This window comes from Citrobacter sp. Ce104 (assembly GCF_030334595.1).
Lineage (GTDB): Bacteria > Pseudomonadota > Gammaproteobacteria > Enterobacterales > Enterobacteriaceae > Citrobacter > Citrobacter europaeus.
In genome coordinates, this window is sequence record NZ_JAOWDP010000046.1 from 1 (window position 1) to 15,559 (window position 15,559).

A 15,559-nucleotide genomic window follows, 5' to 3' on the forward strand; every position below is an offset into this window, starting at 1 on the left:
TGTAAATAGACCCGTTTTAGTTCCATGCATTTTTTGAGATCCCGGCCAAATAATGGTGCTGTCGGTATTCCTCCGGTGTCATATTGTTCAGTGATTCATGCGGGCGTTCACAGTTATATTCTGACAACCATTTCTCCGTAATTTCCCGCACTTCACTCAGCGTTCTGAACAGATAAAAATCGAGTATTTCTGTACGGTATGTCCGGTTAAAGCGCTCAATAAAAGCGTTCTGCGTCGGCTTACCCGGCTGAATAAATTCCAGTTTTACTGCATGTTGCTCTGCCCATTCAGCCAGTGCCAGAGAGATAAATTCCGGACCATTATCCATGCGTAGCATGACCGGATAGCCGCGATTTGCCGCAATCCTGTCGAGTACACGGACCACGCGCAAAGCTGGCAGATTCAGATCGATTTCAATCGACAATGCCTCACGGTTAAAGTCATCAACGACATTGAACGTGCGAAAACGACGGCCACAGACCAGAGCATCATGCATAAAATCGACAGACCAGCTCTGGTTCAGCGCTTCCGGTGTGGCCAGTGGCGAGGGATTACGCACCGGCAACCGTTGTTTGCCTTTACGGCGAAAATTCAGCTTCAGCAGACAATAAATACGATGGATCCTTTTGTGATTCCACGGGTATCCCTGCCGCCGCAGAACCTGGAAAAGTTTTGGAAAACCGTATCGTGGGTATCGCTCTGCCACTGCCTGCAACGCGACAATAACAGGTTCGTCACGCGTGGTATCCGGACGGTAATGGTAAACCGTTCTGCTCAGGTTCAGACTCCGGCAGGCCTGACGGATACTGAGTCCAAATGTCGTTATCAGATGAGTGACCAGCTCACGCTTAAAGGCTGGTTTTAAAGCTTTTTTTCGATAACGTCTTTCAGCGCCCGGTTCTCAAGGCTCAGGTCGGCAAACATCTGTTTGAGACGCCGATTCTCGTCCTCAAGATCCTTGATCTTTTTAATATCAGAAGCCTCCATGCCGCCGTATCTGGATTTCCAGTTGTAGTAGGTGGCTTCAGAGATACCGGCCTCCCGGCAGACATCTTTAACGGTTCGTCCGGCTTCAACCGACTTAATCACAGCGATGATCTGATGCTCAGTAAAACGGGCTTTACGCATAGCGCTCTCCTTCGTTGGCAGATTGATTATGCCGGATGAGCTCTAAATGTGAATGGCACGATTATGCGGGATACTTACACCTGAACCATATGAAAGTCTGCTGTAAATGGTGCTCATTCTGGTCATAACCTCACCTCCGATAATTCGGATGGCACTGTGTTTTTTAAATGGGTAGGTTTCACAGGCTGGATTTATCAACAAAGCACTTAGCGGGTATTTCTCTCGGACGCGAAATAAAAACTGTTCACCACAACAAAATTGAGATTATCTGGATTATTTACCAGCACAGGAAAATCCAGTCCTCTGAATTCATTAGAGCGATATGCCAAATAGTATAAAAGTACCAATTCACAAAATTTGCCCGCCAAGACACATTTCTTTTCAACCACGAGACTAAAATCAAATCCGAACAAAAAACAGGAGGACTAAAGTGTACAATTCAATTTTAGTACCAATTGATGTTTCTGAAGCCGATTTGACGCGTCAAATCATACCCTATGTTCAGGTGCATTCCGTATTGAACACAGCCAGGGTTCACTTGTTAACTGTAGTTCCTACACTACCCTATTACTCATCATTCGGTGTGGCATATACAGCCGAAATGCCAAAAATAAAAGAATTTCAACATGCTGCATTATTAAAGCTGGATGAAATTGTAAAGCAATTCAAAATTCCTCTGGAAAAAATACAAACACACGCAGTCTCGGGTTCCCCAAAAGACAAAATACTTGAGCTCGCTAAAGCTATAGACGCTGATTTAATTATTATCGCCTCACATCGACCGGATATCACAACCTATCTCTTAGGTTCTACTGCCGCCGCAGTTGTTCGGCACGCAAATTGCCCTGTTCTGGTGGTTCGGTAGCAAACTTAAGCCCGTGCGTCGCGGGCTTAACAGATAGTTCACCTGAAACAACGTTTAAGCTCTCCGCTCCTGGATTAACCAATTAGCTAACAACAATTAAACCTGATCAGATACTCTGCCCTCAGGGGAGTTCACCATCCGGATAGCGAACCTTTCCAAGAGTCTCGCGTCATAAAAAATGACATGATATCGATGTAATTATCCCTAAAACTGTTTACAGGGTGTACTATCAGAAGCGGATTACAGTAAAAGATAAGGAGGTAAAATGTTCCACCAGATAGTTAAATCTTCGAAAATAAAATCCATAGGTTACTTTCCTTCAGAGAAAATTCTGGAGATAGAGTTTATTAAGTATGGAACCTACCAGTACGTTAGTGTTTCAGCAAAAACTTACAACGCCTTTCTGAAGGCAAAATCTAAAGGGCGTTTCTTTGATGGCGTGATCAAGGATAAATATCTTTGCCGAAAAATTGGATAATTCAGTACTATGATTCTGCGTTAGTTATTTGCCGCTGTCGCCACATAAAAACTGTAGCAAAAATGAGCCAAATACCACGCCATAATCAATACCATTTACAAGGTCAAACACGCCAGCATCCATCAGGTCACCAGCAGCAGTCGTGCCGGGAACATGATCGGACATTAGCCTCCCTCTTCGCTGTAAGTTCTCTCAAAACGAGGGGAAGTAGCTTCAGCCTTCATGAGCTTGATTTATCAACAAAGCACGTAGCGGATGATTCCCCGTGAGCCTGAAATTGATGAGCATGTCTGAAAAATCAGAGACTTTATTAAAATAACTCGATAAGTGTGTTTAAATGAGAGTACGTTCTTAAAATTCAATTAGTACAAATGATAACCAAACCCTGCCCTTTTTGTGGATAACTTATCGCCCCACAATCTCTGATATGTTCACACTGCCTCGTAGCTACCCCTTTTGTGAAAGCGGCTCGAAGAGAGCGATTAAGGAATGTGCTTGCATTCACCACGGTTGCTTTGCTTCTGGTCGCATTAATGGTCTTACTTTATTTGTAAAGGTTATAATATAGAATCAACTGGAACGCCCAGCGGGGAATCACAGCATAGTGCGTGAAGCATCAGAGGCTATGATTGGACGACTCTCGCTGAGATGAGATTCGCCACGATTCAATACTACTCCTGGGCATGAACAGGGGATTTGCGAAAATCTACACAGAAAGGCGGCATGACCTGGGTGCAACAAACTATTCATGGGAGTATTTATTGAAAAAGCAATATAGCCTTCATGACTGGAGCACTGGACTTAAAGCCCTGGCATCAACCTTCATGTTTATCATGTTTATCATGTTTTTGGTTTACGCTGTCTAATGTTGATAACAGAATCAATACCTACCAAGCGCTGTCACTCATAAAAGATTAACACTATACCCGCCGGCTGGCTGGGATGTTTGGTCTGGTCCGCCACCGGGGTCTCGAACCTCGTACTAAAACATTATGTTGTCGCTCTTCCCGATGAGCTAGTGGCGGTTGGTGGCTCTTGCTGGACTTGAACCCGCGACCGGGCGATTATGAGTCGCACGCTCTAACCAACTGAGCTTAAGGGCCGGGAGCAGGATAATACATAGTTCGCGCAGTCCATTCAAATAATGTGAGCACTTTCAGAACATTCAAGTCACTGAAATGAAAAGGCTCCACTTAGTTGCGAGGCTTTATATTTGTGGAAGATTAGATCGACGATATGACAGGGGTACTGGTGCAATGCACCTCGCGAATACCCCTGTCGTATCGCCGGAAAGCAAAAACCCCGCGCTGGCGGGGTCTTCGTTATATTCAAATTGTTCGCTTTTCGTCGCTGCCATCGTGGCGCAGCTCTGCCAAGCATGAATGGATTATCTAACTTTCTGGGTAGTTTTCAATACCAGACACAAAAAAACAGCACAAAAAAGCAAAAACGTTATTCCTCGCTTTCCAATAGTGCTTTCGCTGACAGGTACACCTTTGCTCTGAAAATCTGTAAACACCACTTCACTCGCTCTCTGGCCTTTTCTTGTGTCAGCCAGGGCGCAATCGCCTGCAGTTCCCGGGTTATATCTGAGATTTTTTTTCGTGTGGTGTAATACTGAAGACCAACAACATAAACCGGATCGTTAATATCCAGCGCCTGCAGTACACATTGCTCAACAAAATCGACATCATCATTATGCAGGGCTTCATCAATCACACTGGCAGGTGACTGGGGCCAGAGAATGCTGTGCGCCCTGTTCATTGCCTGCTGCCCACGGAATCCCTCTTCTCGAGCCTGGTTCAACGCCGCGGTGAAGCGCTCTAACGCCTTATCTGACCAGTTCCGTCCCTTAAGTACATTCCAGCACGCGTGTCCTCGCGGCATACGTGGTGCTATTTTTCCACCCACACCATCACCCCATGTAGTGAGCAGGGATTTAATCCATCCGGACTGGATCCCTGTAAGGAGAATACATTTACCCAGCCAGCTTTTGCGTGGAGCAGAAGCCGCTTTACCCAGCGCTTCCAGATGATTGCGGCGTTGACGTGGTGTCATCCTGTTCTTCTCCTTACGCCAGAACACCGAGCCCATAAGCCCGGTCCAGCACTCTGATAATCATTACCGGCTGAGGTACATGTTTTTGCTCAAACTTCACCGGGTCGTTATGTAGTTCTGTATGGCACTGGCGACACAAAGGGATCGCGAAAATATCATGCGCCTTCGTTGCCATACCTCCCTGCCCCCAGCCAATTAAATGGTGTGGGTCATCTGATGATTTACCGCAGGATTCGCAGGGTTGTGTTTTAATCCATTCCAGATACCTGGGGGCCGTCCAGCGGACCCGCTTTGGACGTTTCATATAGGTTTGCGGGGACTCAGGATCGACCAGAACACCAACTATGGGCTTAACCGCAGGTACCTGCGCTGGTGGCAAGTTCACGGGTATTGTGCTGGCTTTAGCTGTAATGATGCTGGTGGCGGTTACACCCGGTTTGATATCGCATTCACGCATGACTGACTGATGTTCTTCCGAAGGAATACGGAGCGCCCGGCTGGCTACTGATTCGGGAATTACGTCGGTAATCCCCATACGAACAGCCCACCAGCAAAGCTCCGCTAGCGACAACTCTCTGGAAGAATCCATATTCAGCGCCACCATGATGCTGTTAATAATCCAGTTAACAACATTACGTCTCGCCAGCTCTGAAAGTTGTTCGCTGTAGTGGTCACGCAAATGGTTATCACAATGTCCACACAGGAGAACCGATCCAGGTTCATGACGCAGAGTGGTTAGCTCGTGATAATGGTAATCGCTGTGTGGCCACTGGCAGCAGCTACCGCCATAACGCAGAAGCCAGTAATCAAGGCCACTCAAATCACCAGCAGCCTTAATAACTTTTTCATCCAGGAAGAACGGCTTCAGGGAGTCGTCACTGGCAAGTGGCTGGCGAACGTCAGGAACACGGCCAGCAGGCAACCTTTCCATGCTTGCCGGCTGGCTTTCCACCAGCACACGTTCACAACTGAATAATGACATCAGCTCACTGCCCGGTTTGAGCAGCACAATTCCAAGCTCACGCGCAACCACCGGCTTCAGCAGCGCCCTCATTCTGCTATCTCCCCGATAATTATTTGTCCCTTCTCTCCCCATAATTTAGTGACGCGTGAATCCCAGATGTGAGCGTCATCTTCGTAAATGGCATCCATCAGCGCTTTCATCATGTTGTCGAAATCGGGTTTAGCCTGGTGTGGTTTACCGTTTAACTCAGCCCGTTTCTTTTTGCTCCAGCTCGCTGGCATCGGAAGCATGAAGGTGACATGCGAACCGCTTTCCGGCAGCTCAACACCCTGCAGACGAACTTCATCACAGAAAGCCCGGTAACGCAGAACCTCAGGACGCTTTTTCCATTTGTCAGCGCGCGTCATTCGGGGCTTGCCCATTGGGGTGATATCGTAGACTTTCACATTCACCTCCAGATCCGCTGTTGCCAGGTTCTGTCCTGGCGAGGAGGCTTAGATGCTTCCGGCAAGAACGCGCTGATCGTCCAGTGAATAAAGTCATTATCCAGACTACGCTCGGTCTTAATCTGCTTTGCTTTATAGCTGGCTTCCAGTTCGTCAGCCTGCTCAGTGGTGAGTTGTGTATGTTGAAACCAGCTTTTCTTCATAACGCACCTCTGGATGCGGCAAAAAGAAAATCGCTGGCGTTGGTTAACGTCAGTATGAGGGATTGCTTGAATTGATCTTGCGCCATGGGGCTTTTCTCCTGTGGCGCAGCAGGTATAGGTTGTTCAGGCCTATGACGGGAGTGTAACAGATTTTTGGGTAACGCGATAACCAGCCCTTTCCAGCATCTGGGTAAACAACGTAGGTGTACCAATAATTTCATTATCCTGAAGAGGCATGAAAGACACCATGCTACCGCGACGGTACATCAGGGCGCGCTCACACTCAGGAAATGATTGCAGCCTGGCAACGATGACTCCATCGTGACATCTGATGACTGCGTAGCCTTTTTTGGGCAATCCTAATTTTTCTTTCACTTAAACTCCCCCATGCAAACGGGATAAAAGTAACACCCAAAATAATTAATAAAACCAGTCGTCAGCACTTTCCCAGGTTTCCTGGAGGATAGTCTCTATTTTCTTTTTATCTTCCTTGTCACCACCAAGAACACTTAAGCCATCAGAGCCTGTACGACGTATGCTCAGGCTGCAGTTCTCATACTGATTACCCAACCTTTTAAGTAACTCTTTCTCCAGCGCCGGCACTGCTCCCTTTGGAAGTTCTTTAGTACGATCAATGGTGAGTTCAACTTTCATATTAGCCTCCACTGCATATACTGTATATTTGTACAGTACACCGATACATTGAAATGATCAATGACTTAAGAGCACAAATTGTTAACCTTAGCCTATAAATGAGATGCAAAAAAAACCCGCCGAAGCGGGTTCAATCCAATGAGGACTTGTTGTTTTGACACCATTGTAAGTATTGAGATATCAACGTCCTTAAATTTGGATAACTGCTTTGATTGGGATTGATTGCGCAACTTTCATATGCTCGTCTCCCCCTGCAACTTTTTCAGGTTCTGTCTAACATACCCAATCAAAATAACAACTGTGTCAGGTATCCCATAATAATCGCCATGCCCAAAATAACGGTCAGAAATGCAGCAATCAAGGGTGTTTTGAACATTGATTTAAGCAGTATTACTTCCGTCAGACTAGCTCCTGCGCTACCAATAATCAGAGCCATTACTGCTCCCGTTCCCATGCCTTTATCCATCAAGACTGATGCCAACGGAATTACTGCCTCAGCACGTATATACAACGGTATTCCAATAATTGCACTTAGTGGAATCGCAAACGGATTATCATTCCCAGCATGAGCAGCAATCCACTCTGCAGGTATAAAACCGTAGATAAACGACCCTATAACAATACCTAACATCAGATAAGGTAATACATCTTTAAATTGAGTCCAGGCATCCTGAAATGCCAGTCGTATCGCACCAGGCTCTCTTACTACACTTTTCGGGAAGAATTGTTTATTTGTTTGGCCCGTCTCGCAGCTCAATTCACAATTTGTGCCCCGAAATGCTGAGAAACTCTTAAACGTTTCTTGTGGTTTAGAACAACTATTAGCCCCTATGTCCTGTTGATTTGATACAGAACAGCAAGCTGAAACACTCTGTAGTTTAGTTTCAGGAGTTTTTCCACTGCTAACACCACAACAGCTAGCCAAGGATTTGGATGTTTCGACAATATGCCTGTCAAAACCAAGCACATCTAACAAAATACTTGCCAGTACAGAAACTGTAGCTGCTATAACAGCGTATAGCAGAGTCACTTTCCAACCAAAAGTAACCCACATCAGACCAATGATTATCGGGTTAAGCAGAGGCGAAACAAACAAGAATGTAAGTGTTGGACCAAAGCCTGCTTTTGCTGATAAGAGCCCGCGTAACATGGGAATTGTAGAGCAACTGCAAAACGGTGTTACAGCTCCTAACAACGATGCAAGAATGTACCCTTTCCCCTTTTTCGCACCTAACATTTTTTGAATCTTTTGGTCGGGTATCTTTTGTCTGATAAGGCTAACACCTGCACTAATCAGAAAAAAAAGGACTGACAACTCGACAGCCAGAAACAGGAACATCTCTGCTGCGCTAGTAAACATAGAAATCAAGCTATTCATAAAACCTCCAATAAACTACATTTCTAGAATATTCGAACTATATGTGTGAGAGCAACATATTTCTGGTATTATCGAAATGTTACTGAATGAGGAAGGCACCATGCAGCTAGAAGAAGTCGCCAAAGCTATGAAAGAGCTAGGCCATCCGACACGTTTGTTTATATTCAAACACCTTGTTAAAGCCGGTGAGCAAGGTTTACCTGTAGGCGATCTACAAAAACAACTTGCGATTCCTGCTTCAACACTGAGCCATCATATCTCCGCTCTAGTTTCTGTAGGACTGGTTAAACAAAATCGCGAAAGCCGCTCCTTAATCTGCGTTTCTCAATATGACAAGTTAGAGTCGATTATTGATTTTCTACGCGAAGAATGTTGCATCAACAGCCTAAAGAATTAAATTGAAGCATTCCATTGTTTTCATTTGATAAAGGAGCCACCCAATTATAGGCGGCTCTTTTGTAGGCTATTTCAGTCTTTTACCTGAATCATCAACAACTTTTTCACCGTCTTCCTTGGCGAAAGCTGCTTTCTGAGCATCTGGAAGGATATCCAGTACCACCTCGGAAGGACGACATAGTTTAGTACCTAGTGGAGTCACTACAATCGGACGGTTAATCAGGATCGGATGTTGCAACATAAAATCTATTAATTGATCGTCAGTAAATTTATCTTCTGCAAGACCCAGTTCCTCATACGGATCGACGTTCTTACGCAGCAAAGCCCGGACGGAAATACCCATATCAGCAATGAGTTTGACCAGCTCATCACGTGAAGGTGGAGTTTCGAGGTAAAGAATCACGGTCGGCTCATTACCGCTGTTGCGGATCATCTCAAGCGTGTTACGCGACGTGCCGCAGGCAGGATTGTGATAAATGGTGATGTTGCTCATATCAGTATCTCATTACAAAGTGAAAGAGAGACGTAGCGCCAGCGCTGCCAGCGTTACAAACAGCACAGGCAGAGTCATGATAATCCCGGTGCGGAAATAGTATCCCCACGTGATGGTCATATTCTTCTGTGAAAGTACATGTAGCCAGAGCAGCGTTGCCAGGCTACCAATAGGTGTGATTTTCGGCCCCAGATCGCAGCCAATCACGTTGGCATAAATCATCGCCTCTTTGATGACGCCGGTTGCGGTACTGCCATCAATAGAAAGAGCGCCAACCAGCACGGTAGGCATGTTGTTCATGATGGAAGACAGGAAAGCCGTCAGGAAGCCAGTACCCAGCGTCGCGGCCCAGAGTCCTTTATCAGCCAGCACGTTCAGAACACCTGAAAGATATTCGGTTAGCCCTGCATTGCGCAGACCGTAAACCACCAGGTACATCCCCAATGAGAAGATGACGATCTGCCAGGGTGCACCATGTAGCACTTTACCAGTGTTAATGGCATGGCCTCGTTTCGCCACTGCAAACAGAATTATCGCCCCAACCGCTGCAATCGCACTAACGGGAATACCGAGCGGCTCGAGGACGAAGAAACCAACAAGCAGGAGAATCAGAACTATCCAACCAGTGCGGAATGTAGCCGGATCTTTTATTGCTTCTGCTGGTTTCTTTAGGAGGGCCAGATCGTAAGTTGGCGGGATGTCCTTGCGGAAAAACAGATGCAGCATAATTAGTGTGGCAATAATGGCGGCGATATCGACCGGTACCATCACCGATGCATATTCGGTGAATCCCAGACCAAAGAAGTCCGCCGAAACAATATTCACCAGGTTCGACACGATAAGCGGCAGGCTGGCAGTATCGGCAATAAACCCGGCTGCCATGACGAATGCCAGCGTGGTACCTTTGCTGAATCCTAATGCCAGCAGCATAGCAATAACGATTGGTGTCAAAATAAGTGCCGCACCATCGTTGGCAAACAGTGCCGCCACCGCTGCGCCGAGCAGGACGATATAGGTAAAGAGCAAACGGCCACGACCGTTACCCCAGCGTGAAACATGCAATGCCGCCCATTCGAAAAAGCCTGATTCATCGAGCAGCAGGCTGATGATAATCACCGCAATAAAGGTCGCTGTCGCGTTCCAGACGATATTCCACACCACCGGAATATCGCCTATATGCACAACGCCAGAAATCAAAGCCAGGCCCGCGCCCAGCATTGCACTCCAGCCGATCCCTAATCCTTTCGGTTGCCAGATAACCAAGACAATGGTCAGGACAAAAATAGCGCCTGCCAGTAACATACACCCTCCTGACAGGGCGGAGCTGCCGCCCTGTATAAACAAAAAATTAACTCGCCAACTCTTTGAGTTTTTCAATACCTGTTGGCTCAGAAGCCAGTACCGGAACGAGCGCTATACGGTCAGCGTGCTGATTCTTAACAGCCTCAATCTGAGGCTGTTCCTGCTGAGCGCGCTGGCAAAGCAACGGAGAACGCGTATCCGCGATGGAAAGGCTGTTATTGATAATCCAGCCCCATGGATGAATCCCCGCTCTTTCAAGGTCAGCCTGTAGGCTTGCCGCTTCCAGTACCGGTGTGGTTTCAGGCAGAGTGACCAGCAGAACTTTGGTTCGTTCCGGGTCCTGAAGCTGCATCATTGGGGTAGTAAAATGACCTTTATCCCCCATTTTTTTGGCAATCTCTCGGTGGTAAGCCCCTGTAGCATCCAGCAACAACAGCGTGTGCCCTGTGGGAGCTGTATCCATGACAACAAACCGCTTACCTGCTTCACGAATCACTCGGGAAAAAGCCTGGAACACGGCAATTTCTTCAGTACAGGGAGAACGTAAATCTTCTTCCAATAGCCGTTTCCCTGCTTCGTCCAGATCTTTTCCCTTCGTCTCAAGAACATGCTGGCGATAGCGTTCGGTTTCATCGTGAGGGTTGATGCGGCTGACCTGCAGGTTTTTGAGGCTGCCGTTCAGCGTTGTACTCAGGTGCGCAGCGGGATCAGAGGTGGTGAGATGCACGTCATATCCCATGTCTGCCAGCCTTACGGCGATGGCAGCAGCCATCGTGGTTTTCCCTACGCCACCTTTGCCCATCAACATAATCAGGCCATGTTCACTGCGGGCGATATCATCGACCAGGTCAGAGAGCGATAAGTTTTCAGGCGTGTACAGGACGTTCGTTACCGGGAGCGGTAATGCATCAGAACGGGTATCCAACAGCCCCTTCAACGCAGACACACCAACCATATTTACTGGCTGGAGTAATAAGGTATCTCTCGGTAGCTCAGATAAACCAGCAGGAAGATTTGCCAGTGCTTCCTGCTCCCGTTGCCATATCGCAGCAGCCAGCGCGTCATGTTCAGCTTCGGCTTTAGGCAGCACACCATTAATAACCAGGTACTGGTTTTTCAGGCCAATTGCGGCCAGTTCTTCATGGGTGCGGGCTACTTCCTGCAGCGTAGATTTTTGCAGTCGTGCAACCAGAACCAGGCGGGTACGTTCAGGATCGGACAACGCCTCTACCGCATGAGCATACTGCTCACGCTGCTTTTCCAGCCCGGCCATTGGGCCAAGACAGGAAGCACCATCCGGATTACTTTCAATGAAACTACTCCAGGCACCGGGAAGCTGGAGAAGGCGAATCGTGTGGCCCGTCGGCGCTGTATCAAAAATGATGTGATCGAAGCGGGTCAGCAGGGAAGCGTCTGTCAATAAGCCGGTGAACTCATCAAACGCCGCAATCTCAGTCGTACAGGCTCCTGAAAGCTGCTCGCTGATACTGTTAACAACGTCTTCAGGCAGAAGACCTTTGATAGGATCAACGATTCTGGAGCGGTATTGTTGGGCGGCTTCCTGAGGGTCAATCTCCAGAGCGGAAAGTCCAGTAACTGCTGTCACAGAGCGAATGGTGTTACCGATAGCCTGGTCGAATACCTGACCGACATTGGAGGCTGGATCTGTACTGACCAGCAAAACCCGCTTACCTTGTTCGGCAAGGCGGATAGCCGTCGCGCAGGAAATGGACGTTTTTCCTACGCCACCCTTGCCAGTAAAAAACAGGTAAGGCGGGATATTCTCTAAGAATTTCATATGTCCTCCTGACATATTCAGCAACAGGAAGTATTACCACCACAGCAGCTGGTGGGAGCTAACCCTACCTTCTCCAGCGGAATACCGAACCAGCGAGCCAGCTCAGCGCGTTTTGGGTATCGCCCAGCCATCACCGTTTCACCGTCCAACAGCAGTAGCGGAAGCCCTTCTGCTCCAGATGCTTCGAGGAATACTTTCGCTTTCTCATTATGAACAAAGCTCATGGGCTGCTGCGCCAGGTTATAACGTTCAACCTGTACGCCACGTCCTTTCAGCCACTGCACATCAGCAGAGAAATCAACCAGAACCTGATCGACATCTGAGCCACATACGCCGGTACTGCAGCACATTGCCGGGTCAAACACCGTTAACGTCTTCATTCTGAATACCTCACATTCGAAAAATCATATATGTTCAGGCAAATTTTTTAGATGCAAACAGCCTTACCGCTACCAGAGCAGTTTGCCGATGCCAGCTTACGGGCGATGGCCTGTACGTCGTCCTGTTGGCTTAACCAAGCCTGCTCAATTACCTGAGCAGCCCATGACGGAATATGCGGAGATAAGCGGTAGTGAACCCACTTGCCCTGCTTGCGATCCAGTAATAATCCACTTTCCCGGAGCATTGCCAGATGACGGGAGATCTTGGGCTGCGACTGATCCAGCGCCGTACAGAGATCGCACACGCATAGCTCTCCCATTTCTCTAAGCAGCAACACGATGCCCAGCCGAGTTTCATCGGAAAGGTTTTTGAAGAGTTGTAGAGAAGTTAGTTCAGCCATTTTAGTCTCCTGAATTCTCTCCGTAGTTTCCTGCAATAGTTGAGTGTCGTCAACCATCACATTCGAAAATTCGAATGTGATGGCTATGTGGTTTTAATATCAGATTTACTGATTGTTCATTATTCAATTTGTTAATCCTGCCGCTTTTCGACGCCTGTATTCATCTATCAGTAATTGTGCTGGCGTTGGTCCTGCCGGATGGCGCGGCGCTTCCAGTTGACGTCGAATTGGTGGGACACTTAGTCCATTACCAACATGCTTCGACCACTTCGTGAGTAACTTTTCTGCCAGTCGTTTCAGCTCCCCCTCTGTCATTTGTCGTTCTACGCCCGTTCTCCGCATTTCAATGCAGATGTGATACAGCACGGGCTGAGGCCATGGATATTTATCGCTTCCTGAATACCGATATGACTCATTGCGCCAGCGCCGGTATTCCGTCATAACCTGCTCCGATTTCAGTCCGAATGGATTCGCCCCACTCTCTGAAACCAGAGAAACAAACTCAGCCAGGTCAGGCGGCCATGTATTTCCCATCGCGCAGCGCTCCATGCACAGCTGACAGACCAGTCTAATTTGCTGTTCAGTCATTGAACCTATCTGGGCTATCCAGATAGGCGAAGGCTCCGCCCCGTTCTTCTGGGTCCATCGGTTCGAATACACCTCCCCCATGACCTGCCACAGACGCCAGGCTGTTTCCGTCGCCATCAAGTCCATTCCTGCGGCGCCACTCTGCGTGGGCTGACTGAATTTGCTGAACTGCCCGGGATGCTGTTGGTTCTGATCCTGCTCCCACATGACTGTTACCTCCGGTTTCTGGTTTTACCTGCGTTCTCACCCGGGCTACATGTCGGGCAAATTTTTGTTCCCACTGGATTTGCGTAAAAACTTTCCCTTCCGACTCCCAGTACGCGGTGAATTCCGCGAGTTCAGTCAGAAGGTAATCTGGTTCAGGCAGGGAGATACCCCACGATGCGGCACGCTGTCTGAAGTCTCTGGAGGGAAGCCAGCTATCTGCCATGCTGAATTTCCCGATCGGTTCATCAACACCGTCCAGATATCGGGGCATGGCCGGGGATGGTAGTTCCTCGCCATTCGAATTATTCATCGCGCCCGCGCTAAGAGAGGGGGTTAAGATCTGTTTACTGCTAACTGCTTTCTGGATACCTGATGGCAAAGGTTTAGCCAAAGACTTAGCCTTATCCTTAGGCAAAGCGAAAGCCTTATCAAAAGCCGTCCCCATAGCGCCAGAAACCCCGTAGCAGGCGGCTTTGAGAGCTTTATATGCTTTATCTTTCAGTGAACATTCAGGCAGTAATTCAAACGATCTTGCCCAGGATTTGATCACATTCACTGATGCTGGCGGGTTATGTTTCACCGCATTAGGCAACCAAAAAACTCTGGCTTTAAGATCGGCTTCCACCATACCTAATGCTATGGCTTCGCCTAAGGCTAAGTCGAAGGCTTCGACATCCCAGTTTAATTCTTCGGCCATAGCCGCCCTTCCCGCCTTATACAGCCCGGGAATAATCCCTGTGAATGGACCTGTAAGCAGGTAAATAAACAGACTCTGCCCACTTGGCGGGAGTGGTGATAAGGCTCGAAACTTAGGATCATCCCACATGGTGATCTTCACCTTACGGTAAGGCTCGTTACTGGCCTTACTCTTAGGCATGGCCTTAGCCAAAGGATTAGGCATACTTCACCCCGCGAGTTGCAGTAATAATGGTCATTGGTCAAAACTCGATTAAAACAATTGCGGCGCTACGGCGCTTATACTCGCCAGTAGTGGTCCCGCCGCGTCAGCAGGTAACATGTTGAACAATGCGATTGCCGCTTCACAAATTTCCTTCTCCAGTTTCTGTAACGGAGCACCGATTAATTTCGCCTGGTGTGCCTCACTGCATTCTTTGATAGCGCTTGCCACCAACTCTGCTTCTGTGCTCGCATTACTTAACCCGTGCTTCCTGGCAATCTGAACTGGCATAACGGCAATAATTGAACCTGACAGCTGCATTACGTAAGTCGTGTACTTTTCTGACCCCCCTTCATTTTTCAAATACCGGAATAAATTCTGTTTATTAACAGCAATTCCGCGGCCATCTGTTTTGGCCCACTCTTCAGCCACCAGCTGAGCGATCCGTTCCTGTGCCTGTCCTGGTAAGGTCGATTCCCATTCACGAACGGCAACCCAGATTTTTTTGCACTTCATCCAATCCCGGCGACAAACAGAAAACTGATTTTTTGTTTTCTGAATTCTCACCATCGTCGGGGTATGGTTTTTAAAAGAGATGGTTTGCATGTTCACTCCTTAGGTAATCCATCCGTTGGATTTGGGTATAAGTCGGGTCTAAGTTCGTGGGGGGTAACCCCTGTAGCGCTAAAGACTTGAAGAACCCGTGATGAAGGAACAGTACCTTTTGCTTTCCACTGACTTACTGCCATTCCGCTTACACCAATCGTGCAAGCTAATTTATTGGCTGAGCCAGCTACTCGAATTGCATTATCAATGGCTGTCATAACTATCTCCTTTATGAATTGGGAGTAATAAACCATAGGTTTATATTAATTGCAAACTTTAAATTTATTGTGACTATAAACCAAACATTTACAATGGG

The 15,559-nt window shown here is 47.7% G+C and carries 20 protein-coding genes and 1 pseudogene; 3 read left to right on the top strand and 18 right to left on the bottom strand.

Features of this window, described 5'->3' with window-relative positions:
* Nucleotides 1–16: 16 nt before the first annotated feature.
* Nucleotides 17–1,128, bottom strand: a protein-coding gene (locus OGW16_RS03055; protein WP_218710987.1) for an IS3 family transposase whose coding sequence is annotated in 2 segments (ribosomal slippage) — nt 17–867 and nt 867–1,128 — 1,113 coding nt in all. Because the reading frame shifts where the segments join, the coding sequence is not laid out codon by codon here.
* A 430-nt stretch (nt 1,129–1,558) separates the two neighbouring features.
* Between OGW16_RS03055 and uspF the strand changes: the two genes are divergently transcribed.
* Entirely contained in the window at nt 1,559–1,993 is a 435-nt protein-coding gene (gene uspF, locus OGW16_RS03060; RefSeq protein ID WP_182260255.1) for a universal stress protein UspF, read from the top strand.
* A gap of 265 nt (nt 1,994–2,258) precedes the next feature.
* On the top strand, nt 2,259–2,471 hold the full coding sequence (locus tag OGW16_RS03065; protein ID WP_182260254.1) for a KTSC domain-containing protein: 213 nt from the start codon (nt 2,259–2,261) through the stop codon (nt 2,469–2,471).
* Between the two features lie 26 nt (nt 2,472–2,497).
* On the opposite strand, the pseudogene OGW16_RS03070 reads toward OGW16_RS03065, so the two are convergent.
* From OGW16_RS03070 to OGW16_RS03105, 8 genes and pseudogenes are all read right to left on the bottom strand, one after another.
* Nucleotides 2,498–2,636 (bottom strand): annotated as a pseudogene (locus OGW16_RS03070) (putative holin); the annotation flags it as partial.
* A gap of 1,287 nt (nt 2,637–3,923) precedes the next feature.
* A complete protein-coding gene (locus OGW16_RS03075; RefSeq protein WP_286517825.1) occupies nt 3,924–4,529 on the bottom strand; it encodes a hypothetical protein in 606 nt (201 codons plus the stop codon).
* A gap of 13 nt (nt 4,530–4,542) precedes the next feature.
* Entirely contained in the window at nt 4,543–5,583 is a 1,041-nt protein-coding gene (locus tag OGW16_RS03080) for a DUF968 domain-containing protein (RefSeq protein ID WP_286517826.1), read from the bottom strand.
* The gene (locus OGW16_RS03085) at nt 5,580–5,939 is read right to left on the bottom strand and encodes a RusA family crossover junction endodeoxyribonuclease (protein ID WP_044700591.1); all 360 of its coding nucleotides are present in this window, start codon (nt 5,937–5,939) and stop codon (nt 5,580–5,582) included. Before OGW16_RS03085 ends, OGW16_RS03080 begins: the two co-directional genes overlap by 4 nt.
* Nucleotides 5,940–5,941: 2 nt before the next feature.
* On the bottom strand, nt 5,942–6,142 hold the full coding sequence (locus tag OGW16_RS03090; protein ID WP_044700593.1) for a hypothetical protein: 201 nt from the start codon (nt 6,140–6,142) through the stop codon (nt 5,942–5,944).
* Between the two features lie 129 nt (nt 6,143–6,271).
* Nucleotides 6,272–6,517 carry a hypothetical protein gene (locus OGW16_RS03095; protein WP_071681812.1) on the bottom strand — a complete coding sequence of 82 codons (246 nt, stop codon included), beginning with the start codon at nt 6,515–6,517 and terminating at the stop codon, nt 6,272–6,274.
* A 45-nt stretch (nt 6,518–6,562) separates the two neighbouring features.
* Nucleotides 6,563–6,796, bottom strand: coding sequence for a DinI family protein (locus tag OGW16_RS03100; protein WP_044700595.1), 234 nt, complete (start codon nt 6,794–6,796; stop codon nt 6,563–6,565).
* A 286-nt stretch (nt 6,797–7,082) separates the two neighbouring features.
* Entirely contained in the window at nt 7,083–8,174 is a 1,092-nt protein-coding gene (locus OGW16_RS03105; RefSeq protein WP_286517828.1) for a permease, read from the bottom strand.
* A gap of 100 nt (nt 8,175–8,274) precedes the next feature.
* Between OGW16_RS03105 and OGW16_RS03110 the strand changes: the two genes are divergently transcribed.
* On the top strand, nt 8,275–8,571 hold the full coding sequence (locus OGW16_RS03110; RefSeq protein WP_065554936.1) for an ArsR/SmtB family transcription factor: 297 nt from the start codon (nt 8,275–8,277) through the stop codon (nt 8,569–8,571).
* A gap of 66 nt (nt 8,572–8,637) precedes the next feature.
* On the opposite strand, the gene arsC is transcribed toward OGW16_RS03110, so the two are convergent.
* From arsC to OGW16_RS03155, 9 genes are all read right to left on the bottom strand, one after another.
* Nucleotides 8,638–9,063, bottom strand: a complete 426-nt coding sequence (arsC, locus tag OGW16_RS03115) for a glutaredoxin-dependent arsenate reductase (protein ID WP_286517832.1) — start codon at nt 9,061–9,063, stop codon at nt 8,638–8,640.
* A gap of 12 nt (nt 9,064–9,075) precedes the next feature.
* Nucleotides 9,076–10,365 (bottom strand): arsenite efflux transporter membrane subunit ArsB, encoded by a 1,290-nt coding sequence (gene arsB, locus OGW16_RS03120; protein WP_286517834.1) that lies wholly within the window; start codon nt 10,363–10,365, stop codon nt 9,076–9,078.
* Nucleotides 10,366–10,411: 46 nt separating this feature from the next.
* The gene (gene arsA, locus OGW16_RS03125; RefSeq protein WP_286517835.1) at nt 10,412–12,163 is read right to left on the bottom strand and encodes an arsenite efflux transporter ATPase subunit ArsA; all 1,752 of its coding nucleotides are present in this window, start codon (nt 12,161–12,163) and stop codon (nt 10,412–10,414) included.
* A 17-nt stretch (nt 12,164–12,180) separates the two neighbouring features.
* Nucleotides 12,181–12,543 (bottom strand): arsenite efflux transporter metallochaperone ArsD, encoded by a 363-nt coding sequence (gene arsD, locus OGW16_RS03130; protein ID WP_038641374.1) that lies wholly within the window; start codon nt 12,541–12,543, stop codon nt 12,181–12,183.
* Nucleotides 12,544–12,590: 47 nt separating this feature from the next.
* Nucleotides 12,591–12,944, bottom strand: a complete 354-nt coding sequence (gene arsR, locus OGW16_RS03135; protein ID WP_044700602.1) for an As(III)-sensing metalloregulatory transcriptional repressor ArsR — start codon at nt 12,942–12,944, stop codon at nt 12,591–12,593.
* A 123-nt stretch (nt 12,945–13,067) separates the two neighbouring features.
* Nucleotides 13,068–13,613: a replication protein P gene (locus OGW16_RS03140; protein WP_286517909.1), complete on the bottom strand. Its 546-nt coding sequence runs from the start codon at nt 13,611–13,613 to the stop codon at nt 13,068–13,070.
* Nucleotides 13,525–14,640: a DnaT-like ssDNA-binding domain-containing protein gene (locus OGW16_RS03145; protein WP_286517837.1), complete on the bottom strand. Its 1,116-nt coding sequence runs from the start codon at nt 14,638–14,640 to the stop codon at nt 13,525–13,527. The genes OGW16_RS03140 and OGW16_RS03145 overlap by 89 nt, the downstream gene beginning before the upstream one ends.
* Nucleotides 14,641–14,688: 48 nt before the next feature.
* Nucleotides 14,689–15,243 carry a toxin YdaT family protein gene (locus tag OGW16_RS03150; protein WP_286517846.1) on the bottom strand — a complete coding sequence of 185 codons (555 nt, stop codon included), beginning with the start codon at nt 15,241–15,243 and terminating at the stop codon, nt 14,689–14,691.
* Between the two features lie 2 nt (nt 15,244–15,245).
* Nucleotides 15,246–15,461 carry a transcriptional regulator gene (locus tag OGW16_RS03155; protein ID WP_096879056.1) on the bottom strand — a complete coding sequence of 72 codons (216 nt, stop codon included), beginning with the start codon at nt 15,459–15,461 and terminating at the stop codon, nt 15,246–15,248.
* Between the last annotated feature and the right edge of the window lie 98 nt (nt 15,462–15,559).

Bases quoted from the DNA above. Each gene is read 5' to 3' on its own strand.
- OGW16_RS03065 (WP_182260254.1), top strand. From the start codon at position 2,259: ATGTTCCACCAGATAGTTAAATCTTCGAAAATAAAATCCATAGGTTAC.
- OGW16_RS03075 (WP_286517825.1), bottom strand. From the start codon at position 4,529: ATGACACCACGTCAACGCCGCAATCATCTGGAAGCGCTGGGTAAAGCG.
- OGW16_RS03080 (WP_286517826.1), bottom strand. From the start codon at position 5,583: ATGAGGGCGCTGCTGAAGCCGGTGGTTGCGCGTGAGCTTGGAATTGTG.
- OGW16_RS03090 (WP_044700593.1), bottom strand. From the start codon at position 6,142: ATGAAGAAAAGCTGGTTTCAACATACACAACTCACCACTGAGCAGGCT.
- OGW16_RS03100 (WP_044700595.1), bottom strand. From the start codon at position 6,796: ATGAAAGTTGAACTCACCATTGATCGTACTAAAGAACTTCCAAAGGGA.
- OGW16_RS03105 (WP_286517828.1), bottom strand. From the start codon at position 8,174: ATGAATAGCTTGATTTCTATGTTTACTAGCGCAGCAGAGATGTTCCTG.
- OGW16_RS03110 (WP_065554936.1), top strand. From the start codon at position 8,275: ATGCAGCTAGAAGAAGTCGCCAAAGCTATGAAAGAGCTAGGCCATCCG.
- arsC (WP_286517832.1), bottom strand. From the start codon at position 9,063: ATGAGCAACATCACCATTTATCACAATCCTGCCTGCGGCACGTCGCGT.
- arsB (WP_286517834.1), bottom strand. From the start codon at position 10,365: ATGTTACTGGCAGGCGCTATTTTTGTCCTGACCATTGTCTTGGTTATC.
- arsA (WP_286517835.1), bottom strand. From the start codon at position 12,163: ATGAAATTCTTAGAGAATATCCCGCCTTACCTGTTTTTTACTGGCAAG.
- arsD (WP_038641374.1), bottom strand. From the start codon at position 12,543: ATGAAGACGTTAACGGTGTTTGACCCGGCAATGTGCTGCAGTACCGGC.
- arsR (WP_044700602.1), bottom strand. From the start codon at position 12,944: ATGGCTGAACTAACTTCTCTACAACTCTTCAAAAACCTTTCCGATGAA.
- OGW16_RS03140 (WP_286517909.1), bottom strand. From the start codon at position 13,613: ATGGGGGAGGTGTATTCGAACCGATGGACCCAGAAGAACGGGGCGGAG.
- OGW16_RS03145 (WP_286517837.1), bottom strand. From the start codon at position 14,640: ATGCCTAATCCTTTGGCTAAGGCCATGCCTAAGAGTAAGGCCAGTAAC.
- OGW16_RS03150 (WP_286517846.1), bottom strand. From the start codon at position 15,243: ATGCAAACCATCTCTTTTAAAAACCATACCCCGACGATGGTGAGAATT.
- OGW16_RS03155 (WP_096879056.1), bottom strand. From the start codon at position 15,461: ATGACAGCCATTGATAATGCAATTCGAGTAGCTGGCTCAGCCAATAAA.